The sequence below is a fragment of the Pseudomonas sp. UC 17F4 genome (genome assembly GCF_900101695.1).
Taxonomy (GTDB): Bacteria; Pseudomonadota; Gammaproteobacteria; order Pseudomonadales; family Pseudomonadaceae; genus Aquipseudomonas.
In genome coordinates this window covers 1,928,048-1,952,919 of sequence record NZ_FNKV01000001.1, presented here as the reverse complement: position 1 = coordinate 1,952,919, position 24,872 = coordinate 1,928,048, and the positions used below count along the sequence as shown (strand labels likewise).

The window sequence follows — 24,872 nt, the reverse complement described above, 5'->3', positions numbered from 1 at the left end:
TTGGCAGAGATACGCAAGGCGCCCGCAATGCGGGCGCCTTGGGTATCCTGACAAGGGCTGAATAACCCGAAGATGAGCGGCGAATTACAGTTTCGTCACCTCGGATGCGACCTCCTGCTCTTCATCCTTGCGGTGCGCCCAGTAATACAACGCCGGCAGTACCAGCAGGGTCAGCGCCGTCGACGAGAGAATGCCGCCGATCACCACAGTGGCCAGCGGTCGCTGCACTTCAGCACCGGTGCCGGTGGCCAGGGCCATGGGAATAAAGCCCAGGGATGCCACCAGGGCAGTCATCAGCACCGGGCGCAAACGCGTCAGTGCGCCTTCGTCGATCGCCTGGTGCAGCGAACGACCTTGCTCGCGCAGGCCGCGGATAAAGGCAATCATCACCAGGCCGTTGAGCACCGCGACCCCAGACAGGGCAATAAAGCCCACGCCCGCCGAGATCGACAGGGGGATATCCCGCAGCCACAGGGCAACCACCCCGCCGGTCAGGGCAAACGGAATGCCGGTGAACACCAGCAGCCCGTCCTTGAGGTTGTTGAACATCATGAACAACAGGCCGAACACCAGCAGCAACGCCACCGGCACCACCACTTGCAGGCGCTGCGCCGCCGACTGCAACTGCTCGAACTGACCGCCCCAGCGGGTCCAGTAACCGGCCGGAATGCTCACCTGGCTGTCGATGCGCGCCGCCGCCTCGTCGACGAACGAGCCGATATCGCGACCGCGCACGTTGGCGCTGACCACCACCAGGCGCTTGCCATCTTCACGGCTGACCTGGTTGGGGCCTTGCACCAGCTCAAGGCTGGCGACATCGCCAAGGGTGATAAAGCCGATCTGGCCGCCACTGCCGCTGCTGGCCGGCACCGGTATCAACAACTGCGACAGGCCGTCGATATCGGTACGCAGGGTGTCGGACAAACGCACCACCATGTCGAAACGCCGATCGCCTTCATACAAGGTCCCGGCCTGGCGGCCGCCGACGGCCACGGCGATGGTGTCCTGCACATCGCCGACGTTGAGGCCATAGCGCGCGGCTTTGTCGCGGTCGACGTCGATGGTCAGCACCGGCAGCCCCGAGGTCTGCTCGACCTTCACTTCCGAGGCGCCCGGCACCGCCTGCAAGGTACTGGCGATCTTCGCCGCAGTGCTGTTGAGCACCGCCATGTCGTCGCCAAACACCTTCACCGCGACATCACTGCGCACCCCGGAAATCAGCTCGTTGAAGCGCAACTGGATCGGCTGCGACAGTTCATAGTTGCTGCCCGGCACCCGCGCGCTGGCACGCTGGATATCGGCGATCAGTTGCTCGCGGCTCTTGCCCGGATCGGGCCATTGCTCTTGTGGCTTGAGCATCACGTAACTATCGGAAATGTTCGGCGGCATCGGGTCCGAGGCGATTTCAGCGGTACCGGTGCGGGCGAACACCCGCTCTACCTCCGGCACCTGGCTGAGCACGCTTTGCTCCAGGCGCTGCTGCAACTGCACCGACTGGCTCAGGCTGGTGCCGGGCACGCGCAGGGCCTGCAGGGCAAAGTCGCCCTCGCTCAGGCTCGGCACGAACTCGCTGCCCATGCGGCTGGCCAGCACACCCGAAAGCAGCACGGTAATCGCGGCAAGGGAGAACGCCAGCGGGCGATGGCTCATGACCCATTTGAGCAGCGGCGCATAGCCACGCTTGGCGCTGCGCATCAGCAGGTTTTCGTCTTCCTTGACCTTGCCGGTGACGAACAGGGCGATGGCCGCCGGCACGAAGGTCACCGACAGCAGCATGGCGCCGAACAAGGCGATGACCACGGTGAAGGCCATCGGGTGGAACATCTTGCCCTCGACCCCGCTCAGGGCAAAGATCGGCAAGTACACCACCATGATGATCAGCTGGCCGAAAATCAGCGGCCGGCGCGCTTCGCGGGCGGCATTGAAGACTTCGTGCAAGCGCTCGGAGCGGGTCAGCAGGCGGCCGTGATGCTGCTGGGCATGAGCCAGGCGCCTGATCGCGTTTTCAACGATCACCACTGCACCATCGACGATGATGCCGAAGTCCAGCGCGCCCAGGCTCATCAGGTTGGCACTGACCTTGTTGCTGAACATGCCGGTGAAGGTGAACAGCATCGACAACGGGATGACCATGGCGGTGATCAGCGCCGCACGGATGTTACCGAGGAACAGGAATAGAATGACGATGACCAGGATCGCGCCTTCGATGAGGTTCTTCTTCACCGTGGCGATGGCCTTGTCGACCAGGTTGGTGCGGTCGTAGACGGTGACCGCACTCACCCCTGGCGGCAGCGAGCGGTTGATCTCCACCAGCTTTTGCGCCACCGCCTGGGACACCGTGCGGCTGTTCTCGCCGATCAGCATGAACACCGTGCCGAGCACCACTTCGCGGCCGTTCTCGGTCGCCGCGCCGCTGCGCAGCTCACGGCCGATACCGACCTCGGCGACATTGCGCACGCGGATCGGCGTGCCGTCGACGTTGGCCAGGACGATATTGGCAATGTCATCGAGACCGGCCAGTTGCCCCGGCGCGCGGATCAGCAACTGCTCGCCACGGCGCTCGATATAGCCGGCGCCAACGTTGGCGTTGTTGCGTTCAAGGGCGGTGAGCAGGTCGCCCAGGGTCAGCTTGTAGGACGCCAGCCGTTTTGGGTCTGGGGCAATCTGGTATTCCTTGGCGAAACCGCCGATGGTGTTGATCTCCGCCACCCCGCGCACGTTGCGCAGTTGCGGCTTGATGATCCAGTCCTGGATCTCGCGCAGGTCGGTCGGCGTGTACGGGCTGCCATCGGCCTTGCGCGCATCGTCAGCCGCTTCGACGGTCCACAGGAAAATCTCGCCAAGGCCGGTGGAGATCGGCCCCATGGCCGCTTCAACGCCTTCGGGCAATTGTTCACGTGCCTGCTGTAGGCGCTCGTTGACCAGTTGCCGGGCAAAGAACAGGTCGGTGCCTTCTTCGAAAATCACCGTCACCTGCGACAGGCCCGAACGCGACAGCGAACGGGTCTGTTCCAGCCCCGGCAAGCCGGCCATGGCGGTTTCGATGGCGAAGGTAATGCGTTGCTCGGTTTCCAGCGGCGAAAAGCCCGCGGCCTGGGTGTTGATCTGCACCTGGACGTTGGTGATGTCCGGCACGGCGTCGATCGGCAGCTTCTGGTAGCTGGCAACCCCAAGCCCAGCCATCAGCAGCACCGCCAGCAGCACCATCAGGCGCTGTTCGATGGCAAATTGTATGAGGCGTTCGAACATGTGAGCTTCCCGGTCAGTGGGCGTGTTCGGCGCTGGCCTTGCCCAGCTCCGACTTGAGGATGAAGCTGCCCTGCGCCGCTACTTGCTGGCCGGCTTGCAGGCCCTTGCGAATCTCGACGAAACCGTTGGCACTGGCGCCCGGCTCAACCGCCTGGGCGATAAAGCCTTCGGCAGTGCGCACGAACACCGTGGGCTTTTCTTCCAGGGTCTGCAGGGCTTGGTCCGGTACGCTGAGGGCGGCGGCATACTGCTCGGTGGGCACCTGCACGGCGACAAACAAGCCGGGGCGCCAGGCCCCTTGCGGGTTGTCGAGGGTGACGCGCACCGCAGCGGTACGGGTCTGTTCGCCGAGCAGGCTGCCGACATGAGTAACCGTGCCACTCACCTGCTGGCCCAGCTCGCTGGCAACGATGGTCACCGGCATGCCGGCGCGCACCTTGGGCAGGTCACGGGGCGCCACGCCGAAAGTCGCCCAGACCCGCGACAGGTCCGAAAGGGTGAAGGCGGCGCTGGTTTCGTTGACCACCTCGCCCGGCACCAAGTGCTTCTCGACGATTTGCCCGGCAAACGGTGCGCGCAACTCGTAGCGGTTGCCGCCGGCCAGCACCACACTGCCGCTCAGGGCGCTGATCTTCTGCCGGGCATTGGCCTGGGCGATTTCTGCCTCTTGCAGGGTCTGGCGCGCCTGCTGGTAATCCTGCTCGGCGGAAATGCCCTCTTGCCACAGGTCCTTCTCGCGTTGGTAGCTGCTGCGCGCCAGTTCCAGGCGGCGCTGGCTGGCGGCCAGTTCACTGCGCTGCTCGGAGATCTGCGGGCTGGCGATCACCGCCAACAGATCGCCGGCCTTGACCTGCTGGCCGAGCACCACGGCGACCGACTCGACCACCCCGGCTGCGCGCGGCACCAGGTGCGCGGTGCGGTCTTCGTCGAAACGGATCTCGCCGGGCAGTGCCAGGCTGCGCTGCAGTTGGCGCGGGGCAACGGCGGCCAGCTCGATACCGGCGAGATCTATCTGCTCCTGGCTTAGGGTCAGCGCGCCCTCCTCTTCATGACCTTCTTCGGCTTGTTCCGCTTGGCCATGCTCCTCTTCTTCATGATCGCCTTCGGCATGGGCGTGGGCCGCGGCAGGGGCGGCGGCAACCGGGCCGCCCTGGCGCGCCAGCAGCACGCCCAGGCCCAGGCCGAGCAGCAGGGCCGCGACCAGCAGCGTGATGGACTTGTTGTTCATGCAGGTTCCTCAGCAAAGTGTCGGGTGATGGTCGCGATCAGCGACTGGCGAGGCTCAGGTCGCCAAAGATCCGTTCCAGGCGCACCCGTGCCTCGCTGCTCTGGGCCTGGGCCTGCAGGTATTGCAGGCGCGCAGCCACCAGGGTGCGTTGGGCGTCGAGTACATCAAGGAAGGCAAACTTGCCGCGCTCAAAGCCGCGGGTGGCGGCATCCAGCGCCTGCTGCGCCGAAGGCAGGATCGAGCGGTCGAAGGTCTGCACCTCGCTGGCCGCCGTGCTCCACTGCGCCAGGGCCTGGACCACTTCGCTGCGCAGGCGCAGTTCGGCGCCATTACGCTGGTCACGGGCCTGGTCGGCGCGCCGGGCAGCGGCCAGCACATTGCCCTGGTTGCGGTCGAACAAAGGAATCGGCACCGACAAGCCGACCACATTGATGCGCTCGCGGTCGGTTTCGCTGTACTGGCTGCCGACACTGACCGTCAGGTCGGGAATACGCTGGCTGCGGGCCAGGCCCAGGGCGGCTTCGCGCTGGTCGATCTGCAGGCGGGCAAGGCGCAAGTCGGCCGTCTGCTCCAGGCGATCGAGCAGCAGTGTGCGGCTGGGGATGTCGTTGTTCGCCTGCAGGCCGCCGTCAACGCGGCTGAACTGCACCCTGGCGGCGCCGGTGACGGCGGCCAGTTGCTGGTAGGCAACGGTCAGCGCCTGCTCGGCGCGGCCCTGCTCCAGGCGCACTTCTGACAGTTGCACCTGGGCGCGGGTAGCCTCGACCGGCGAGGCGCTGCCGGCCCTGACCCGGCCTTGCACCACTTGCAGCGCACGCTCGCTCAGGCGCAGCGACTGCTCGGCCAGTTGCAAGCCTTCCTGGGCTTGGGCAGCGGCCTGGAAGGCAGCAATAACCTCAGCCCGCAGCACGTTGCGCTGGCGCTCCAGTTCCAGCGCCGCCAGCTCGGCATCGCGGCCGGCAACGTCCAGGCGCGCCCCCCGTTTGCCGCCCAGCTCGAACAGCTGGCTGACGCCAACGGTGGTGGTCTGCGAGCCCTTGCGGGTGTCTTCCACTTCCCAGCTCAGTTGCGGGTTGGGCAGTACACCGGCCTGGCGCCGCTCGCCTTCGGCAATGTCGATGCCCCAACGCGCCGCAGCCAGCTCGGGGTTGTTGTCACGGGCCGTCTGCAGCGCCGATTCCAGCGTTAATACGGGCTCCTGCGCCAGGGCCAGCGACGGCAAGGCCAGTAACAACAGGGCCAGCAATAGTCGGCCAGGGCCTGTGCCTGGCCGCTCCAGGGTGCAAAACATGGCGGACTCCTGCGCCGTGATCGGAGCCCGCACTCTAGTAATCGGGGTTTATCGCCAGGATGACTCAAGTATTACAAATCTGTAATCCAGGCAAACCGCAGGCGCGGATGGCTTAGTATCCGCCGCTCAATGCACTCCAGCGCTTGACCTTACAGTTACTACAGGGTTGAGAATCAGCGCCTTTCACTGCCAACGAGTCATCCCATGCGTCTACTGATTGTCGAGGACGAACTGCGCACCGCCGAATACCTGCAACAGGGCCTGCGCGAAAACGGCTACATCGTCGATTGCGCCCACACTGGCGCCGACGGCCTGCACCTGGCGCGCCAGCAGGCCTATGACCTGGTGATTCTCGACGTCAACCTGCCCGAGCTCGATGGCTGGACCGTGCTGCAGCGCCTGCGCGCCGAGTCCAGCACGCGGATCATGATGCTCACCGCCCACGGCCGCCTGGCCGATCGGGTCAAGGGCCTGGACCTGGGCGCCGACGATTACCTGCTCAAGCCCTTCGAGTTCCCCGAACTGCTGGCGCGCATCCGCAGCCTGTTGCGGCGCAACGACCAGGCCCTGCAACCGAATACCCTCAAGGTCGCCGACCTGGAGCTGGACCCCAGCCGCCACCGCGCCTACCGCAGCGGCCAGCGCATCGACCTGACCGCCAAGGAGTTCGCCCTGCTGCACCTGCTGATGCGCCAGAGCGGCGAGGTACTGTCGCGCACACAGATCATTTCGCTGGTCTGGGATATGAATTTCGATTGCGACACCAACGTGGTGGAAGTGTCGATCCGCCGCCTGCGGGCGAAAATCGACGATCCTTTCGACAACAAGCTGATCCACACCCTGCGCGGCGTCGGCTACGTACTTGAGGCCCGCGAATGAAACCTGCGCGCCTGTCGCTGCGCCTGGGCCTGAGCGTCAGCCTGATGGGCGCGGCGCTGGTGCTGCTGCTCGCATGCCTCGCGGTATTTGCCCTCGACCATGAGCTGGACAGCCGTGCACGCAAGCACCTGGCCAACAAGATGGCGCAGATCGAACACAGCCTGACGATTGACCTCAAGGCCGCCGACCTCGGCACGCCGGTGCATCCGTTGCTGGATGTGGTCATGGGCCACGACAACCTGAGCCTGAGCGTCATTGCCCTGACCGGCCGTCACTCAGCCCTGCTCACTCTGGGCCCGGCCCTGGAAGCCAACGCCTTGCTGCAGATCGAAAGCGGCCCGCACCTGGCTTTCAGCCCCTGGCGCGACCAGGACGGCGAACACCTGCTCACCGCCTCGCGGCTTATGCGCCTGCAGGACGGCACCCTGGTGCGGGTGCTGCTGACGGTCAATCGTGCCGACGACCATGCCCTGCTCCAGGCCTACCTGGGCTCGACCCTGTGGGCCTTGCCGCTGCTGCTGGTGCTGATCGGCCTGGGCGCCTGGAAGCTGGTCCAGCGCGGGCTGCTGCCATTGCGCCGTTTTCGCCGGGTGGCCGAACAGGTCTCGGCGCAAACCCTCAGCCACCGCCTGCCGGAAACCGGCCTGCCGCAAGAACTGGGCGATCTGGCCGGTGGTATCAACATCATGCTCGACCGCCTGGACGACGGCGTGCAGCGGTTGTCGCAGTTTTCCGACGACCTTGCCCATGAACTGCGCACGCCCATCGGCAACCTGATGGGCAAGGCCCAGGTCACCCTGACCCGCGAGCGCTCCAACGAGCAATACCGTGAAGCGCTGGAAAACAGCATCGAAGAGCTGACCCGGTTGAATCGCATCATCAACGACATGCTGTTCCTCGCCCAGGTCAGCCAGCCGCAGGCGCAGGTGCCGCTCAAGCCGGTGGTGCTGGCCGACGAGGTGCAGCGGGTTTGCGAACTGTTCGAATGCAACGCCGAGCAAAAAGGTATTGCCCTGCGCGTACAGGGCTGGGGCACGGTGCTGGGTGATCGCTTGATGGTGCAGCGGGCGCTGTCGAATCTGCTCAGCAATGCGATTCGCCATGGCGATGAGGGCCAGCCGATCAACATCGCGATTGAACGCCGCGACGGCTCGGTGTGGGTATCAGTGGAAAATCGCGGTCCCGGTATTGCCGCGATGCATTTGCCGCACCTGTTCGAGCGCTTTTACCGCGTGGGCTCGGGGCGCTCGCGCCTGGAAGGCGGTACCGGGCTGGGGCTGGCAATCGTGCGCTCGATCATGCAGGTGCATGGCGGGCGGGTTGAGGTGCAGAGCGAGCTGCAGGGGGTGACGCGGTTTAGCCTGGTGTTTGCCGATCAGGTTGGCTGATCGGGCCGGCTCCCACAGGGTTGCTTACTTTGTGGGAGCTGGCCTTGCCGGCGATGGGCTGCAAAGCAGCCCCGGACAATCTCAGTGCCGGCTGGCCGCCAGAATCAGCGCCTTCATCTCCGCTACCGCCGACTTGAAGCCAACGAACAGCGCATGGGCCACCAGCGCATGGCCGATGTTCAGTTCGTTGATGCCCTTGATCGCCGCCACCGCTTCAACGTTGTGGTAATGCAGGCCGTGACCGGCATTGACGATCAGGCCCTGGCCGAGCCCAAAGGCTACGCCGTCGGCCACGCGCTTGAGCTCTTCAGCCACTTCGCTCGGGGTTTGCGCATCGGCATAACGGCCGGTGTGCAGCTCGATGGCCGGCGCACCGACACGGCGCGAGGCTTCGATCTGGCGCTCGTCAGCATCGATGAACAAGGACACTTCCGCGCCCAGACGCGACAGGCGCTCAACCGCAGCCTTGATCCGTGCTTCCTGGCCGGCGACGTCCAGGCCGCCTTCGGTGGTCAGCTCCTGACGGGTTTCCGGAACCAGGCAGATGTGCGCCGGGCGAATGCGCTCGGCAAACACCATCATTTCTTCGGTGACGCCCATTTCGAAGTTCATGCGCGTCTGCAACACATCCTTGAGCAGCAGCACGTCACGCTCCTGGATGTGCCGGCGGTCTTCGCGCAAGTGCACGGTAATGCCATCGGCACCGGCTTCTTCGGCGTCCAGCGCGGCTTTGACCGGGTCCGGGTAGCGGGTACCACGCGCCTGGCGCAGGGTCGCCACGTGGTCGATGTTCACGCCGAGCAGCATGCGGTTGCTTTGAGTCACGAAGAGGCTCTCCTGAAGATTGAGCCCCACAGCATACGACGTTGTTCAGCGCTTGCGAAACAGTTCGCGACTGACCAGCGGCCGACCGCCCAGGTGTACGGCCAGGGCCTGGCGCATCAGGCGCTTGGCGGCGCCCAGAGCACCGGGGATTTCCCAGGCGGCTTCAGCCATGGCCAATAGCTCGGCACCGTTGAACAGCCCCGGCTGCAACAGGTAGACGCGCTCGAGCCCGGCATCGACCTGCAAGCGGTACAGGCCATCGACCGCAAGGGGATCGCCGTTGACATCGTGATCGAGAGCGAAGGCATAACCCAGTTCGTCCAGCAGGCGCCACTCGAACGCCCTCAGCAGCGGCTCCAGCGGGCGACCGGCGGCCAGCGCCTGCAAGGTCGCCGCATAGTGCTCGAATACCACCGGATGCGGGTCTTCAGCCGGCAGCAGGCGAATCAGCAGCTCGTTGAGGTACAGCCCGCTGAACAGCGCATCGCCGTGCAGCCAGGCAGCGACACCGACGCTGTCCAGACGGCCGACGTTCTTCAGCTCGCCGCGGCCGCGAAACTCGACTTCAAGCGGGACGAACGGCCGCACCTGGCTGCCGCCTTTGCCACGGGCACGGCGCATGACCGCGCGCAGGCGTCCTTGCGGGGTGAGGAAATCCACCAGCGCGCTGGTTTCACGGTAGGCCCGGCTGTGCAGCACGTAGGCCGGTTGGCCAACTGGCAGTTCCATGAGCGGCGCTTCAGAAAAGGTTCGACCCGGCAGCGGACGCTACCGGGCCTGGAGCGATCAGAGGTCGCCGTAGCCCAGCGAACGCAGGGCGCGCTCGTCGTCGGACCAGCCACCCTTGACCTTGACCCAGAGGTTGAGCATGACCTTGGCGTCGAACAGCACTTCCATGTCCTTGCGCGCCTCGGAGCCGATGCGTTTGATCCGCTCGCCCTTGTCGCCAATGATGATCTTCTTCTGGCCGTCACGCTCGACCAGGATCAGCGCATGGATGTGCAGGATCTTGCCCTGCTGCTTGAACTCTTCGATCTCGACGGTGATCTGGTACGGCAGCTCGGCGCCGAGCTGGCGCATGATCTTCTCGCGCACCAGTTCCGCGGCCAGGAAGCGGCTGCTGCGGTCGGTGATCTGGTCTTCCGGGAAGAAGTGCTCGTTTTCCGGCAGGTGTTTGGCGATCAGCCCTTCCAGTGCTTCGAGGTTGTGCCCCTGCTGGGCCGAGATCGGCACGATTTCGGCGTTCGGCAGTTGCTCCTGCAGCCATTGCAGGTGCGGGATCAGGTCGGCTTTCTCTTCGATCCGGTCGGTCTTGTTGATCGCCAGGATCACCGGGCCCTGCACGTACTGCACGCGCTCGAGCACCAATTGGTCTTCGTCGGTCCACTTGGTGCGGTCAACCACGAAGATCACCACGTCGACGTCCTTGAGGGCGGCCGAAGCGGTCTTGTTCATGTAACGGTTGAGCGCCTTTTCGTTGCTCTTGTGCATGCCCGGGGTATCGACGTAGATCGCCTGCACATCACCTTCGGTCTTGATCCCGAGCATGTTGTGGCGGGTGGTCTGCGGCTTGCGCGAGGTGATTGCGAGCTTTTGCCCGAGGATGTGGTTGAGCAGGGTCGACTTGCCGACGTTCGGGCGGCCGACAATGGCGACATAGCCGCAGCGGGTAGTGTTGGTATCAGTCATTGCCATTCTCCACGCCCAGGGCGATCAGTGCTGCGGCGGCCGCGACTTGCTCGGCGATACGCCGGCTGACGCCTTGCCCTCGGCTTTTTTCAGTCAAAAGGGTCACTTCGCATTCGACGAAAAACGTCCGGCAATGGGGTTCACCTTGAATATCCACCACTTCGTAGCGCGGCAGTTCGCAGGCCCGCGACTGCAGGAATTCCTGCAGACGGGTTTTCGGGTCCTTGTTGGTATCGACCAGGGTCAGGCTTTCGAATTCACCCGCCAGCCATGCCAGTACCCGCTCGCGAGCGGTCTGCATGTCCGAATCCAGGTAGATGGCGCCAATCAGCGCCTCCAGGGCATCGGCCAGGATCGACTCGCGGCGAAAACCGCCGCTTTTCAGCTCGCCCGAACCCAGGCGCAGGTATTCGCCCAGGTCAAAGCCCCGGGCCAGTACCGCCAGGGTCTCGCCCTTGACCAGCCGCGCACGCAGGCGCGACAGCTGGCCTTCGCGGGCCTGGGGGAAGCGCTCGAACAGCGCTTCACCGGCGACGAAGTTGAGGATCGCATCGCCGAGGAACTCGAGGCGTTCGTTGTTGCGCCCGGCAAAACTGCGGTGCGTCAGGGCCAGCAGCATCAGCTCCTGGTTCTTGAAGGTGTAGCCGAGCTGGCGCTCGAGGCGGCTCAAGGAAACGCTCACAGTGTACCCACGCGCAGTTCGTGGCCGAAATTCAGCCCGCACGCCTGGGCGCGGGGCTCACACTTTGCAACTCGGTACGCCGCCATCGGGGCTACCGTCGGATTTAACGCATTGTTCAAATCAACATCCTGAAAGACTGTTTGGCTCATGCTCGCTGGCCGGGGTGATCGGTTGCATCCAGGCTTCCCTGAACACAGCCTATGCCAGAAACGCATTCGGCGCTGTCCCAGGACAGCGCCGTTGTAGTGTTACTTGATCAGGCCGACCCGCGACAGGTTCGGGAAGTGGCTCAGTTTAGGCTCTGGCCAGCTCATCCAGACCGCAAAGGCCTTGCCGACGATGTTCTGGTCCGGGACCATGCCGTGCAGTTCCTTGGGAATGTTGGGATCATCCCAGTAACGGCTGTCGTTGGAGTTGTCGCGGTTGTCGCCCATCATGAAGTAATGGCCGGCCGGGACTGTCCATTGCTGGTCAGGCGGCATGCGGTAGCGGCTCATTTCCTTGCGGATCAGGTGCTCGGCTTCACCGAGCTTTTCCTTGTACAGCTCGGCGCTGCCCAGGGTACCCGGCTCGGTGCCGACCAGCTGCTCGGCGATCGCCTGACCGTTGACGAACAGCTTCTTGTCGCTGGTGTAGCGAATCTGATCGCCCGGCAGGCCAACCACACGCTTGATGTAGTTGACGTTCGGGTCGCTCGGGTAGCGGAACACCATGACATCGCCGCGCTGCGGATCACCCACCTCGATGACCTTCTTGTCGATCACCGGCAGGCGGATCCCGTAAGAGAACTTGTTCACCAGGATGAAGTCGCCCACTTCCAGGGTCGGCTTCATCGACCCCGAAGGGATCTGGAACGGCTCGATCAGGAACGAGCGCAGCACCAGGACAATGAACAGCACCGGGAAGAACGATTTACCGTACTCGACCAGCAACGGTTCCTTGTTCAGGCGCTCGACCACTGCCATTTCTGGCTGGCTGACGCTGCCCTGATAGTTGGCGATCGCCGAACGCCGGCGCGGGGCCAGGAACAGCAGGTCGACCAGGGCCAACAGACCGCAGACGGCGACGGCGATGACAAGCAACAGCGGGAAATTTAGCGACATAGGACCTAACTATCCAACCTGAGCACGGCGAGGAAGGCTTCTTGTGGGATTTCCACGTTACCGACCTGTTTCATGCGTTTCTTACCGGCCTTCTGCTTCTCCAACAGCTTGCGCTTACGGCTAACGTCACCACCGTAGCATTTGGCCAGTACGTTCTTTCTGAGCGCCTTGACAGTCGTACGCGCAACAATCTGCCCGCCAATGGCGGCCTGGATTGCCACATCGAACATCTGCCGAGGAATCAGTTCCTTCATCTTCTCGGTCAATGCGCGGCCCTTGTAGTGCGCATTGTCGCGGTGCACGATCAGCGCCAGGGCGTCGACCTTGTCACCGTTGATCAGTACATCGAGCTTGACCAGGTTAGCCGACTGGTAGCGGTCGAAATGATAGTCCAGCGAGGCGTAGCCGCGGCTTGTGGACTTCAGGCGGTCGAAGAAGTCCAGTACCACTTCGTTCATCGGCAGGTCGTAGCGTACTTGCACCTGCGAGCCGAGGAACTGCATGTCGCGCTGTACGCCACGCTTCTCGATGCACAGGGTAATGACGTTGCCCAGGTGCTCCTGCGGCACCAGGATGGTGGCCGATACGATCGGCTCACGGAAGTCTTCGACCGAGGACACGTCCGGCAGCTTCGACGGGTTGTCGACGTAGATGGTTTCGCCGGTCTTGAGCTTGACCTCGAAGATTACGCTCGGCGCGGTGGTGATCAGGTCCAGGTCGTACTCGCGCTCCAGGCGCTCCTGGATGATCTCCATGTGCAGCATGCCGAGGAAGCCGCAACGGAAGCCGAAGCCCAGGGCGTCGGAGCTTTCCGGCAGGTACTGCAGCGACGAGTCGTTCAGGGTCAGTTTCTGCAATGCATCACGAAAATCTTCGAAATCATCGGAACTGACCGGGAACAGACCGGCATACACCTGCGGTTGAATACGTTTGAAGCCTGGCAGCACCTCGACCTCGGGGGTCGTGCTCAGGGTCAGGGTGTCACCCACCGGCGCGCCGTGAATGTCCTTGATGCTGGCGATGATGAAGCCTACTTCGCCGGCCTTGAGATCAGCGGTCTGGGTGTGCTTGGGGGTGAACACACCGACGCTGTCGACCAGGTGGACCTTGCCGGTGGACTTGACCAGGATCTTGTCGCCCTTCTTCACCCGGCCGTGACGGACACGCACCAGGGAGACAACGCCCAGGTAGTTGTCGAACCAGGAGTCGATGATCAGCGCCTGCAGCGGCGCCTCGATGTCACCGGTAGGCGCCGGGATGGTGTGCACCAGGCGCTCGAGCACCTCGTCGACGCCCATGCCGCTCTTGGCACTGCAGGCCACGGCGTCGGTGGCGTCGATACCGATGATCTTCTCGATCTCGTCCTTGACCTTGTCCGGGTCGGCCTGGGGCAGGTCCATCTTGTTCAGTACCGGCATGACCTCAAGGCCCTGCTCGATGGCGGTGTAGCAGTTGGCGACCGACTGGGCTTCTACACCCTGGCCGGCGTCGACCACCAGCAAGGCACCTTCACAGGCCGCCAGCGAGCGGCTGACTTCGTAGGTGAAGTCAACGTGGCCGGGGGTGTCGATGAAGTTCAGCTGATAGGTTTTGCCGTCTTGCGCCTTGTAGTGCAGGGTGACGCTGTGGGCTTTGATGGTGATACCGCGTTCACGCTCCAGGTCCATGGAATCGAGTACCTGGGCCTCCATTTCACGCGCAGTCAGGCCACCGCACATCTGAATGAAGCGGTCGGCCAGGGTCGACTTGCCATGGTCAATGTGGGCGATGATGGAGAAATTGCGGATATGACTCAAATCACTCACGGGTCAACACTCAAAAAGGCTGCGGGCCGGACGCCCACCGAAAAATAGCCGGGAATTGTACCTGAAGCTTGACGTTGGCGTCACGTGAACTGTGGGTACCGCGATTGTGGGAAATCGGTGCATGCCCCGGGAAACCTGCGCGGCGCCCAGAAAAAAGGGCAGCCGAGGCTGCCCTTTTCTGCTCAAGCCGGCTTATTCAGCCAGTTTGAAGGTGATGAAGCTGGCGCGGCCCTGACGCAGGACGCGCATCGACACCGAACGGTTCTTCGGCAGCTCTTTGGCGATTTCGGTGAACTGCTTGGCCGAAAGGATCGCCTGGTTGTTCAGATGACTGATGACGTCGCCCGGACGCAGGCCGATCAGCGCTGCCGGACCGTCCTGGACTTCCTTGATGACCACGCCGCCCTTGAGCTCGAGGGACTTCTTCTGCTCGGCGGTCAGGTCGGCCACCGACACACCCAGGCGGTTGCTGCTGCGCTCGACGCCGCCATTGGCGTTGGTGGTGATGTCGGCATCTTCATCCGGCAGTGCGCCGATGGTGATGTCCAGCGACTGGCGTTTGCCATTGCGGATGATGTCGAGCTTGGCCTTGGCGCCATCCTTGAGGCCACCGACCAGGTGCGGCAGGTCGGCAGACATGACGATCGGCTGACCGTTCATGCTCAGGATCACGTCACCGACCTGCAGGCCACCCTTGGCGGCCGGGCCATCTTCCAGCACCTGGGCGACCAGGGCACCGGCCGGCTTGTCGAGACCGAAGGACTCAGCCAGGTCCTTGTTGACCTCCTGAATCACCACGCCCAGCCAGCCGCGGCTGACCTTGCCGTCTTTCTTCAGCTGATTGGAAACATCCAGCGCGACATCGATCGGGATGGCGAACGACAGGCCCATGAAGCCACCGGAACGGGTGAAGATCTGCGAGTTGATACCCACCACTTCGCCGTTCATGTTGAACAGCGGGCCACCGGAGTTACCCGGGTTGATCGCCACGTCGGTCTGGATGAATGGCACGTAGGTGTCGTTGGGCAGGGTGCGGCCCTTGGCACTGACGATACCTTTGGTCACCGAATGGTCGAAGCCGAACGGCGAACCGATGGCCAGCACCCACTCACCGACCTTGAGCTTCTCGGAGTCACCCAGCTTGACGGTCGGCAGGTCCTTGCCTTCGACCTTGAGCAGGGCCACGTCGGTGCGCGGGTCGGTGCCGACCAGCTTGGCCTGCAGCTCGCTGCGGTCCGACAGGCGGACGATGATCTCATCGGCGTCGGCGACCACATGGTTGTTGGTCAGCACGTAACCGTCGCTGGAGATGATGAAGCCCGAACCCAGCGATTGCGCTTCACGCTGGCGGTCACCGCGCGGCGAACGCGGCGTCTGCGGCATGTTGCGCTCGAAGAATTCGCGGAACATCGGCGGCAGGCCTTCAAGATCAGGCATCTGCCCGGCGGCGTACTTGCGGTCCGGCAGTTTCTGCTTGGTACTGATGTTCACCACCGCAGGCGAGGCCTGCTCGACCAGGGTGGTGAAGTCCGGCAGGGCTTCGGCCTGGGCGGTGAGCACCTGACCGAGCATGAACACGGCGGCGACCATCGATAGGTAGGTTTTCAAGCGTGGTATTGACATACGGCTCCCGTCACAACGAGCGTGGTTAGCAGTAGGGACCTGCAGAAGCAGGAAAGGCCAGCCCCCGAAAGGACTGACCTATAGAAAAATTCTGGAGTTTTTGCAAACTGCAAAGCTTGCCAATCATGTCAGCCAAGCAATCCTCGACCTGTCAGCCTCATTGCCTGCGCCTCATTTTTTAGCCTGGGCATCCTGGGCGCGCATGGACAGCGCAATGCGTTCGGCGGTGCCGATAGGGATCTCGCCCACCACAGTCACCATCATTTCGCCCTGGGGCGTGGTCAGGCGCCGCGAGACGGCGACCGTCGGGCCCAGCTGCGTGCGGATATCGGCGGCCGAGCCTTTGTCGAGGGCTTCGACGAACACCGAAAAGCGCGCCAGGCCGTCGTCGTACATCAGGCTGCTGACGGCATTCTTGCTTTGCGGGTCCTTGCGCACGGAGCTGGTGATCAGCTCGAATCCAGGTGGCAACCAGTCCGATCGCCAGCCGGTGACAGGCTGTGCAGCCTGCGCGGTCAGTTGGGCAACCGGCTTGCAGATGCCACTGGCCTTGAGCTGTTCATCGCTTGGTGCGACGGCGGTATTCAGGCGAGTGAACTGGAAACGCTCGAGCAATCGCCCACCGTCGTCGAGCATCAACGACTTGAGCGGCAGCCCGGTGTCTTTATCCAGGTGCAGCTCGAAGGCATAGCGGTGTTGATCACGCGGGGTAAGGGTGACGATTACCGCTTCACGGTCGGCCACCCGCGATTTGCCGGCGACCCCGAGGTCGTACCAGCTCATCAGTTTCAGAGGATCAAGCACTCGCGCCGCAGACTCCGGCGTGTTGGCCACTCCCGGTACCAGGGCCCCGCTTACGCACTGGGTCTGCCCGTCGACACGCACGACTTCCTGGGCCGAGCCATCGAGCTGCAACAGCCGCTCGCTGACTTTGCCGCTCTGGACGCGATGCCAGATGTCGTGGGTGGAGAAGCTACCGTTACGCTCGTAAACGAAAGTACCCTGATAACTCTGCTGTTGCTCGGCCTGGGCCAGACGCTTGAGCCAGTCACCTGCCTGCGCAGAGGAGTTGGCGGCAAGGGCCGGTAGCGTCAACCAGCCACCCAGCAGCAGCGGTATGAGAGGTAGCGCGCGCATGATCCTCCTTACTTAGCGATTTTCCAGGCTGGCTGCACGTGCATACGGCAGAGCGCTCTCGGTACCCTTGAGGGCTGCTTCCTGAGCATGCTGACGCAGGTAGCCAGGCAGACGCTGGTCGTGCCAGCCGGTTTGCCCCTGCAGCACGCCATTGGCCATCGGGCCTGGCTGTTCTGCACTTTCACTATAGCCTGCCAATACGGCCGGGCCCTGTGCTTGTGGCAAGCTCAGGCCTTGCTGCGCCGGTTGTTGGGCAGCCAGCTGGGCACCGCTGATTTCGTCCTGGTTGTACAGGCGTACACCGGCCAGTACCGCGACAGTCACCGAAGCGGCAACGGCCAGGCGGCCCAGGCTGCGCCAGGGTCCACGGGAGACCTTGGCGGGAGCGGCTTCATCGGCCAGGGCTGCGGATACGGCCGAGGCGATATCCAGCTGTGGCAGTACCAGCTCTTTGTGCATGGCTGCACGGGCTACCTGGTAACGCGACCAGGTGGCACGGGTTTCGGGATCATCGACGGCATTCAACACCCGTCGTAATTCCAGTTCGTCCGCTTCGTTATCCATCACCGCGGACAGCGATTCCTGCAAAGCTTCACGACTCATGGCGGTTCCTCTCTTGGCTGTCGCCGCTGTCTCAGGTTTCCTGCAACAACGGCTGCAGGGCTTTGTCTATGGCCTCCCGAGCGCGGAAGATTCGAGAGCGCACGGTACCCACCGGACACTGCATGACGCTCGCAATGTCCTCGTAACTCAGACCATCGAATTCACGTAAAGTTAACGCCGTACGCAAATCTTCTGGCAGTTGCTGGATGGTCCGATGGACGGTGCCTTCGATCTCATCTCGCAACAACGCGCGCTCGGGGGACTCCAGATCCTTGAGGCCATGATCGCCGTCGTAAAATTCCGCATCCTCGGAACTTACATCGCTGTCTGGTGGCCGCCGACCGCGGGACACCAGATAGTTTTTTGCCGTGTTGATGGCAATGCGGTACAGCCAGGTATAAAAGGCGCTGTCCCCGCGAAAATTACCAAGCGCCCGGTAAGCCTTGATGAAAGCTTCCTGCGCCACATCCTGGGCTTCATGGGTGTCGTGGACAAAACGCACGATCAACCCGAGAATCTTGTGCTGATACTTCAGCACCAACAGATCGAACGCTCGCCTGTCGCCACGCTGCACGCGCTCGACAAGCTGCTGATCCTCTTCCTGGGTTAGCATGAACACTCCTCAGTGAACTCGAAGGAGCGTTGCACCTGCCATCGTTCAGGCTTGCAACCATAGACTCGGGCTTTGCGCAAAAGTTCTCCCCTCCAAGCAAGTTTCCTGCGGCCCTTGGTCGGCTCGCACGAAAAACGCAGCGCGGTCACGGCCGGCTGCGTCGATAATCGGGTCTCGAATACGCAAACAGTGCCTTCAAGGGGCGCCTGCCATGCGTCGCCGCGGCATTGTGGCGTGCGGGCATCCTTCTATGGATATCCGTACATCACGGAAAGTTCCCACAAAAGGCTCCCTGGACTGCACAAGCGCCATTGGAAATCAGGGCCTTGGGGCTGCTATAAAGGCAGCCGGTCCAGATTCACGATAGTTTCACAATGCCATAAGCGCCTGACTATTGTGCCGATCCCCCCCTTCAGATACTAGTGTCCTGACATGAGCCAACAATTCCAACATGATGTTCTCGTGATCGGCAGCGGCGCCGCCGGCCTCAGCCTGGCCCTGACCCTCCCCGGTCACCTGCGCGTCGCCGTGCTCAGCAAGGGCGACCTCGCCAATGGCTCGACCTTCTGGGCCCAGGGCGGCGTGGCCGCGGTGCTGGACGACACCGACACGGTGCAGTCCCACGTCGAAGACACCCTCAATGCCGGTGGCGGCCTGTGTCACGAAGACGCCGTGCGCTTCACCGTTGAGCATAGCCGCGAAGCGATCCAGTGGCTGATTGACCAGGGCGTGCCCTTTACCCGCGACGAACACGCCGGCGATGAAGAAAGCGGCTTCGAGTTCCACCTGACCCGCGAAGGCGGCCACAGCCATCGGCGCATCATCCACGCCGCTGATGCCACCGGCGCGGCGATCTTCACCACCCTGCTGGCGCAAGCGCGGCTGCGGCCGAACATCGAGCTGCTGGAACAGCGAGTAGCGGTCGACCTGATTACCGAACGGCGCCTGGGCCTGGACGGCGATCGCTGCCTGGGGGCGTATGTGCTGGACCGCACCAGCGGCGAAGTCGACACCTTCGGCGCGCGCTTTACCGTGCTCGCCACCGGCGGCGCAGCCAAGGTCTACCTCTACACCAGCAACCCCGACGGCGCCTGTGGCGACGGCATTGCCATGGCCTGGCGCGCCGGTTGCCGGGTGGCCAACCTTGAGTTCAACCAGTTCCACCCGACTTGCCTGTACCACCCGCAGGCCAAGAGCTTTTTGATCACCGAAGCCCTGCGCGGCGAAGGCGGCCTGCTCAAGCTGCCCAATGGCGAGCGTTTCATGCCGCGCTTCGACCCGCGCGAAGAACTGGCCCCGCGCGACATCGTCGCCCGCGCCATCGACCATGAAATGAAGCGCCTGGGGGTGGACTGCGTCTACCTGGACATCAGCCACAAGCCGGCCGAATTCGTCAAAAGCCACTTCCCCACCGTTTACGAGCGCTGCCTGGGCTTTGGCATCGATATCACCCGCCAGCCGATCCCGGTAGTACCGGCCGCCCATTACACCTGCGGCGGGGTGATGGTCGATGAACAAGGCCTGACCGACGTGCCGGGCCTGTACGCCATCGGCGAAACCAGTTTTACCGGCCTGCACGGCGCCAACCGCATGGCCAGCAACTCGCTGCTCGAATGTTTCGTCTACGGGCGTTCAGCGGCCAACGACATCGTCGCTCGCCTGGACCAGACCGCAATGCCCCGGGCGCTGCCGTGCTGGGATGCCAGCCAGGTGACCGATTCGGACGAAGACGTGATCATCGCGCACAACTGGGACGAACTGCGGCGCTTCATGTGGGACTACGTCGGTATCGTGCGCACCAACAAGCGCCTGCAGCGCGCCGAACACCGGGTGCGTCTGCTGCTCGATGAGATCGACGAGTTTTACAGCAACTACAAAGTCAGCCGCGACCTGATTGAGTTGAGGAACCTTGCCCAGGTCGCCGAACTGATGATCCGCTCGGCCATGCAACGCAAGGAAAGCCGCGGCCTGCACTACACCCTGGATTACCCGGGCATGCTCACAGAGGCCCGCGACACTATCCTGCAGCCGCCCACCTACGCCGACTAAATTTCAGGCGCAAACGCAGGCGCCGGTGCTGCACCGGCTCCAGCGCGTCGAAGGCGATGCACTGGCCCTCGTTGAAACGCCGCCCGGCCCGGCGAAAGCGCAATACCACGCATCCGGGCAAGGCCAGGCTGTCGGGCTTGAGCTGCACCGCCTGCCAGCCCTGGGCGCGGCTGAACAACTGCCAGCCGTGGGCATCGCGGCGCAGGGCGGTAATGGCGTTGGGGTGGGTCAGCAGGATGCACCGGGGAATGACCCAGGCGCCATGCAGCAGGCACAAGGCAATGGCCGCCAGGCGCAACCACAGGGGCACCTGCAGCAGGCTCAGGGCCAGCAAGGCCAGCAGCAGGCTGGCCAGGTATGCCGCCAACAGTGCCCTTGAGCCCTGCCAGCGACATTCGAAACGCTCACTTGGGCTGGACACGGTCCAGGATGATGCGAACCATGCGTTGCAGCTCCGGGTCTTCGGACTCGCTGCGCTCCATGAACCAGCCGAACATGTCCTGGTCTTCGCAGCCGAGCAAGCGCCAGTACAGTTCCCGGTCTTCCGGGCTCAGGGTTGGAAAAACGTCCTGGCTGAAAGGAACCAGCAACACGTCCAGCTCGAGCATGCCACGGCGGCTGTGCCAAAAGAGCTTGTTGAGTTCAATTTGTTCGACCATGAAGCCCTCCAAAAATAGGCCGCCAGTATACAGAGCCAGCGCCCGAGGGACACGCGACGTTGGTCCGGACATGTGAGCAAATAATGACAGAGGCCTGTACTCAACTACCTATTTTGCCGACAGCGCTCTATCATGGGCCCCAGTCCTATCACCTTGCGATAAACCATGGCCGATTCCGCTTTTTTCTGCACCCTTTCCCACGAAGGCGTTCTCGCCGTCCGCGGCTCGGACGCCGGCAAGTTCCTGCAAGGCCAGCTGACCTGCAACATCAGTTACCTCAACGAGCATACCGCCAGCCTCGGCGCCCGCTGCATGGTCAAGGGCCGCATGCAGTCGAGCTTTCGCATCCTCTCCGAGGGCGATGGCTACTTGCTGGCGATGACCCGCGAACTGCTCGAACCGCAACTGGCCGACCTTAAAAAGTACGCAGTGTTCTCCAAGGCCAAGCTGACCGACGACAGCGCTGCCTGGGTGCGTTTCGGCCTGCACGACGGTGCAGCCGCGCTGCCGGCCCTGGGCCTGGAAGTGCCGGTGCAGACTGACGCGGTCACCCGTCAAAACGGCTTGGTCGCCATTGCCGTATCGGCTGGGCGCATCGAGTTGTGGGTACCTGCCGAGCAGGCCCCGGCGGTGCAAGCGCAACTGGCGGCGCAGTTGGCCGAGGCCGGGCTCAACGACTGGCTGCTCGGACAGATCCGCGCCGGTATCGGCCAGGTCATGCTGCAAACCCGCGAGCTGTTCATTCCGCAGATGATCAACCTGCAGGCCGTGGGTGGCGTGAGCTTCAAGAAAGGCTGCTACACCGGCCAGGAAATCGTCGCGCGCATGCAGTACCTGGGCAAGCTCAAGCGTCGCCAATACCGCCTGGCCCTAGCCGAGGGCGACCTGCCGCAGCCCGGTACCGAAGTGTTCTCGCCCACCCACAACTCCTCCGTTGGTGAAGTGGTACTGGCGGCCCGCAGTGAACAGGGCTGCGAACTGCTGGCCGTGCTGACCGCCGACGCGGTTGCCGACAACAACCTGCACCTGGGCAGCGCCGAAGGTCCGCGCCTGGAGCTGCTGACGCTTCCTTACGAACTGGACCGCGATCGCGAAATCCAGCGCTGAGCCTGCGCCCGCCCTGCACGGGCGGGGCACTCGTCAATTGCGGTAGAGAATCACCATGAACAAGATGGCCGAGATGATCCAGGCCCACCTGCTGAGCGCCATCGACAACGATGACCTGGTGCTGCCGACCCTGCCGGAAGTGGCCTTGAGCATTCGCGAAGCCGCCGAAGACAGCGAGATCAGCGTCAGTACCCTAAGCAAGGTGATCGGTCGCGATGCAGCGTTGTCGGCGCGCCTGATCAAGGTGGTCAACAGCCCCTTGCTGCGCGCCGCCACCGAGGTCACCGACCTGCAAACGGCCATCACCCGCCTGGGCATCAACTACAGCTGCAACCTGGCGATCGGCCTGGTGATCGAGCAGATCTTCCATGCCCGCTCGGATGTGGTTGAGCAAAAAATGCGCGAGATCTGGTCAAAAAGCCTCGAAGTGGCTGGCATCAGCTATGAGCTGTGCCTGCGATTCACCCAGCTCAAGCCGGACCAGGCAGCCCTCGCTGGCCTGGTTCATCAGATTGGCGCGCTGCCGATCCTGCTGTATGCCGAAGAGCACAACGAGCTGCTCTCCGACCCGGTCAGCCTGAACTATGTAATCGAACAGATTCACCCGGCACTGGGCGACAAGATCCTCAGCGTCTGGGAGTTCCCCGAGCAACTGGTGCACCTGCCCGGGCTGATCCAGGACCTGGATCGCGGCACCGACAAGGTCGACTACGTCGATATTGTGCAGATCGCCCAGGTACTCAGCAGCAACAGCAAGGAGCGACCGCTGGCCGCCCTGCCCGCCTACCGCCACCTTGGCCTGCCCACCGGCACTGAGCTGCAGGCCAGCGACCTGCTAAATGCCAAGGCGATGTTCCGCTAGTCAGCGCTGAAGCTGACCCGCACCTTCAAGCCGCCACGCTCACCATCGTGCAGGCTGATCTGCGCCAGGTGCGCGCGGCAGATCTCGCCGACAATCGCCAGGCCCAGGCCAGTGCCCTGGGCGCCGCGCCGGTAGAAGCGCTCGAAGACCTTTTCGCGCTCGCTTTCAGGAATCCCCGGGCCGTCGTCTTCGACTTCGAGAATGCCCGGCTCAACCACGCGCAGAATCACATCGCCGCCCTTGGGCGTATACGCCATGGCGTTATCGACCAGGTTGCTCAGCAGCTCATTGAGCAGCGTCGGCTCGCCGCGCACCCACACCGGCCCCTCGGTCTCCAGCGCCAGGGCGACGCCACGCGCATGGGCCAGCGGCGCCATGGCCATGCCCAGCTCACGGGCCAATTGGCTGAGGTCGAGCAATTGCGCGCCGCCTTCGGCAATCGCCCGGGCGCCGTTTTCGACCCGCGCCAGCGACAGCAACTGGTTGGCCAGGTGGGTCAGGCGATCGGTGCCTTGCGCGGCGGCCTCAAGGGTTTCGCGCCAGACTTGCGGCTCGGTGGAGCGCAAGCCCAGTTCGACCCGCGCCTTTAGCGCTGCCAGCGGCGTGCGCAGTTCATGGGCGGCCTCGGCGATAAACTGTGCCTGGCGCTCGAACTGGCCGCGCAAGCGTTCGGTAAAGTGGTTCAGGGCGCGCACCAGCGGGCTCAGCTCGCGCTGCACCTGGACCACCGGCAAGGCCCGCAGGTCATCGGGCTGGCGCTCCTCCACAGCGCTGCGCAAGCGCTCTAGCGGGCGCAGGGCGGCGCTGACGGCAAACCACACCAGCATCAGCGCGCCGAGGGCGAGCATGCCCAGGCGCAGCAGGGTATCGGCCATCAGGCTGCGGGCCATGCGCACCCGCGCCTCTTCGGTTTCGGCCACGCGGATTTCGGCCATGCCGTTCATGTTCGGCTCGCTAACCGCCTTGAGCAGGCTGACCACGCGCACGTCCTGACCCAGATAACGGGCGTTGTAAAAGCGCGCCAGGGCCGGGTAATCGTCGGTGCGCGGAGTATTGGGCGGCGGCGCCGGGAGGTTTTCGTAGCCGGAGATCAAGCGCTGGTGAATATCGTTGACCTGGTAGTAGATGCGCCCGGCGCTGTCGTAGGCGAAAGTGTCCAGGGCCACGTAGGGCACATCGGCGCTGAGGGTGCCGTCGCGTTGCGACAGGCCCGCGGCGATGGTCCGTGCCGAGGCCAGCAAGGTACGGTCGTAGGCGGTGTCGGCGGCTTCACGGCCGTTCCAGTAAGCGCTCAGGCCGCTGGCCAGCATCAGCACCACCAGCAGGATTGCCAGGTTCCATAGCAGTCGCCCGCGCAGGCTGTCGCTGTTACGCATCTTTGTGCTCGAGCAGGTAGCCGAGCCCCCTGAAGGTGACGATCGCCACGGCATGGCCGTCGAGCTTCTTGCGCAAGCGGTGCACGTAGATTTCGATAGCATCGGCGCTGGCTTCTTCGTCCAGGCCGAACACCTGGGCGGCCAGTTGCTCCTTGCTCATCACCCGCCCGGGCCGCGCAATCAGTGCTTCGAGCACCGCCTGCTCGCGGGAGGTCAGGGTCAGCAGTTCTTCGCCGAGGGTGAAGCGCCGGGTATCGAGGTCGTAAACCAGTGGCCCGCAGCGCTGCTGGCGCTCTCCACCGAGCACGCTACGGCGCAGCAGGGCCTTGACCCGCGCCTCAAGCTCGGTCAGCTCGAACGGCTTGGCCAGGTAATCGTCGGCGCCCAGGTTCAGGCCATGGACCCGGTCCTTGACGTCGCTGCGCGCGGTCAGCATCAGCACCGGCACGGTCTTGCCGCGGGCCCGCAGGCGCGCCAGCACCTCGAATCCGTCCATCCGCGGCAGGCCGACATCGAGCACCGCCACGGCGTATTCCTCGCTGGCCAGGGCCAGGTCGGCGGCCACGCCATCATGCAGCACATCCACGGTCAGGCCGGTGCTTTTCAGGGCCTGGGCCACGCTTTCGGCCAGTTGCAGATGGTCTTCGACGAGCAGCACACGCATCGATTTCTCCCCTTTGCGTCGCGTTCAATGGCGCGGAGTG

Annotated in this window: 22 protein-coding genes; 5 read left to right on the top strand and 17 right to left on the bottom strand. The window is 63.7% G+C overall.

What is annotated here, in order from left to right; translation table 11 throughout:
- Positions 1-84: 84 nt before the first annotated feature.
- Genes BLR26_RS09060 through BLR26_RS09050 form a run of 3 tightly spaced genes read right to left on the bottom strand, consistent with a single transcriptional unit; the run spans position 85 to position 5,768 of the window.
- The gene (locus BLR26_RS09060; protein WP_093380061.1) at positions 85-3,249 is read right to left on the bottom strand and encodes a CusA/CzcA family heavy metal efflux RND transporter; all 3,165 of its coding nucleotides are present in this window, start codon (positions 3,247-3,249) and stop codon (positions 85-87) included.
- Between the two features lie 13 nt (positions 3,250-3,262).
- On the bottom strand, positions 3,263-4,477 hold the full coding sequence (locus BLR26_RS09055) for an efflux RND transporter periplasmic adaptor subunit (protein ID WP_093380059.1): 1,215 nt from the start codon (positions 4,475-4,477) through the stop codon (positions 3,263-3,265).
- 37 nt (positions 4,478-4,514) lie between these two features.
- Positions 4,515-5,768 carry a TolC family protein gene (locus BLR26_RS09050; RefSeq protein ID WP_093380056.1) on the bottom strand — a complete coding sequence of 418 codons (1,254 nt, stop codon included), beginning with the start codon at positions 5,766-5,768 and terminating at the stop codon, positions 4,515-4,517.
- Positions 5,769-5,972: 204 nt separating this feature from the next.
- Between BLR26_RS09050 and BLR26_RS09045 the strand changes: the two genes are divergently transcribed.
- Positions 5,973-6,647, top strand: a complete 675-nt coding sequence (locus BLR26_RS09045) for a heavy metal response regulator transcription factor (protein ID WP_045197646.1) — start codon at positions 5,973-5,975, stop codon at positions 6,645-6,647.
- Positions 6,644-8,035 carry a heavy metal sensor histidine kinase gene (locus tag BLR26_RS09040; protein ID WP_045197643.1) on the top strand — a complete coding sequence of 464 codons (1,392 nt, stop codon included), beginning with the start codon at positions 6,644-6,646 and terminating at the stop codon, positions 8,033-8,035. Before BLR26_RS09045 ends, BLR26_RS09040 begins: the two co-directional genes overlap by 4 nt.
- A gap of 81 nt (positions 8,036-8,116) precedes the next feature.
- On the opposite strand, the gene pdxJ is transcribed toward BLR26_RS09040, so the two are convergent.
- The 10 genes from pdxJ to rpoE all read right to left on the bottom strand — a co-directional run bounded on the left by pdxJ (position 8,117) and on the right by rpoE (position 18,115).
- Complete coding sequence (gene pdxJ, locus BLR26_RS09035; protein WP_267954166.1) at positions 8,117-8,842, bottom strand: pyridoxine 5'-phosphate synthase; 726 nt, start codon at positions 8,840-8,842, stop codon at positions 8,117-8,119.
- 63 nt (positions 8,843-8,905) lie between these two features.
- A complete protein-coding gene (gene recO, locus BLR26_RS09030; RefSeq protein ID WP_045197638.1) occupies positions 8,906-9,589 on the bottom strand; it encodes a DNA repair protein RecO in 684 nt (227 codons plus the stop codon).
- Positions 9,590-9,646: 57 nt separating this feature from the next.
- Positions 9,647-10,549 carry a GTPase Era gene (gene era, locus BLR26_RS09025; RefSeq protein ID WP_045197636.1) on the bottom strand — a complete coding sequence of 301 codons (903 nt, stop codon included), beginning with the start codon at positions 10,547-10,549 and terminating at the stop codon, positions 9,647-9,649.
- Positions 10,542-11,231 (bottom strand): ribonuclease III, encoded by a 690-nt coding sequence (gene rnc / locus BLR26_RS09020; protein ID WP_010220977.1) that lies wholly within the window; start codon positions 11,229-11,231, stop codon positions 10,542-10,544. Before rnc ends, era begins: the two co-directional genes overlap by 8 nt.
- 248 nt (positions 11,232-11,479) lie before the next feature.
- Entirely contained in the window at positions 11,480-12,334 is an 855-nt protein-coding gene (gene lepB, locus BLR26_RS09015; protein WP_045197633.1) for a signal peptidase I, read from the bottom strand.
- 5 nt (positions 12,335-12,339) lie between these two features.
- Complete coding sequence (gene lepA, locus BLR26_RS09010) at positions 12,340-14,139, bottom strand: translation elongation factor 4 (RefSeq protein WP_045197631.1); 1,800 nt, start codon at positions 14,137-14,139, stop codon at positions 12,340-12,342.
- A gap of 192 nt (positions 14,140-14,331) precedes the next feature.
- Positions 14,332-15,729, bottom strand: coding sequence for a DegQ family serine endoprotease (locus BLR26_RS09005; protein ID WP_176794323.1), 1,398 nt, complete (start codon positions 15,727-15,729; stop codon positions 14,332-14,334).
- 204 nt (positions 15,730-15,933) lie between these two features.
- Positions 15,934-16,899, bottom strand: coding sequence for a MucB/RseB C-terminal domain-containing protein (locus BLR26_RS09000; RefSeq protein ID WP_045197627.1), 966 nt, complete (start codon positions 16,897-16,899; stop codon positions 15,934-15,936).
- A 12-nt stretch (positions 16,900-16,911) separates the two neighbouring features.
- A complete protein-coding gene (locus BLR26_RS08995; protein ID WP_038999040.1) occupies positions 16,912-17,502 on the bottom strand; it encodes an RseA family anti-sigma factor in 591 nt (196 codons plus the stop codon).
- 31 nt (positions 17,503-17,533) lie between these two features.
- Positions 17,534-18,115, bottom strand: a complete 582-nt coding sequence (rpoE, locus tag BLR26_RS08990) for an RNA polymerase sigma factor RpoE/AlgU (protein ID WP_010220971.1) — start codon at positions 18,113-18,115, stop codon at positions 17,534-17,536.
- Between the two features lie 432 nt (positions 18,116-18,547).
- On the opposite strand from rpoE, the gene nadB reads away from it, so the two are divergent.
- Entirely contained in the window at positions 18,548-20,164 is a 1,617-nt protein-coding gene (gene nadB, locus BLR26_RS08985) for an L-aspartate oxidase (protein WP_045197623.1), read from the top strand.
- Here nadB and BLR26_RS08980 read toward each other — a convergent pair.
- Together BLR26_RS08980 and BLR26_RS08975 are read right to left on the bottom strand one after the other, a co-directional pair.
- Entirely contained in the window at positions 20,133-20,585 is a 453-nt protein-coding gene (locus BLR26_RS08980; RefSeq protein WP_093380053.1) for a protein YgfX, read from the bottom strand. The two genes, nadB and BLR26_RS08980, sit on opposite strands and share 32 nt — an antisense overlap.
- Positions 20,569-20,823, bottom strand: a complete 255-nt coding sequence (locus tag BLR26_RS08975; protein ID WP_045185642.1) for an FAD assembly factor SdhE — start codon at positions 20,821-20,823, stop codon at positions 20,569-20,571. The genes BLR26_RS08980 and BLR26_RS08975 overlap by 17 nt, the downstream gene beginning before the upstream one ends.
- 165 nt (positions 20,824-20,988) lie before the next feature.
- On the opposite strand from BLR26_RS08975, the gene BLR26_RS08970 reads away from it, so the two are divergent.
- Together BLR26_RS08970 and BLR26_RS08965 are read left to right on the top strand one after the other, a co-directional pair.
- On the top strand, positions 20,989-21,930 hold the full coding sequence (locus tag BLR26_RS08970; protein ID WP_093380050.1) for a CAF17-like 4Fe-4S cluster assembly/insertion protein YgfZ: 942 nt from the start codon (positions 20,989-20,991) through the stop codon (positions 21,928-21,930).
- A 55-nt stretch (positions 21,931-21,985) separates the two neighbouring features.
- Positions 21,986-22,792: an HDOD domain-containing protein gene (locus BLR26_RS08965; protein ID WP_045197617.1), complete on the top strand. Its 807-nt coding sequence runs from the start codon at positions 21,986-21,988 to the stop codon at positions 22,790-22,792.
- On the opposite strand, the gene BLR26_RS08960 is transcribed toward BLR26_RS08965, so the two are convergent.
- Both BLR26_RS08960 and BLR26_RS08955 read right to left on the bottom strand, forming a co-directional pair.
- Positions 22,789-24,168 carry a sensor histidine kinase gene (locus BLR26_RS08960; protein ID WP_093380047.1) on the bottom strand — a complete coding sequence of 460 codons (1,380 nt, stop codon included), beginning with the start codon at positions 24,166-24,168 and terminating at the stop codon, positions 22,789-22,791. The genes BLR26_RS08965 and BLR26_RS08960 overlap by 4 nt on opposite strands.
- Positions 24,161-24,832: a response regulator gene (locus BLR26_RS08955; protein WP_045197613.1), complete on the bottom strand. Its 672-nt coding sequence runs from the start codon at positions 24,830-24,832 to the stop codon at positions 24,161-24,163. Before BLR26_RS08955 ends, BLR26_RS08960 begins: the two co-directional genes overlap by 8 nt.
- Positions 24,833-24,872: the final 40 nt, after the last annotated feature.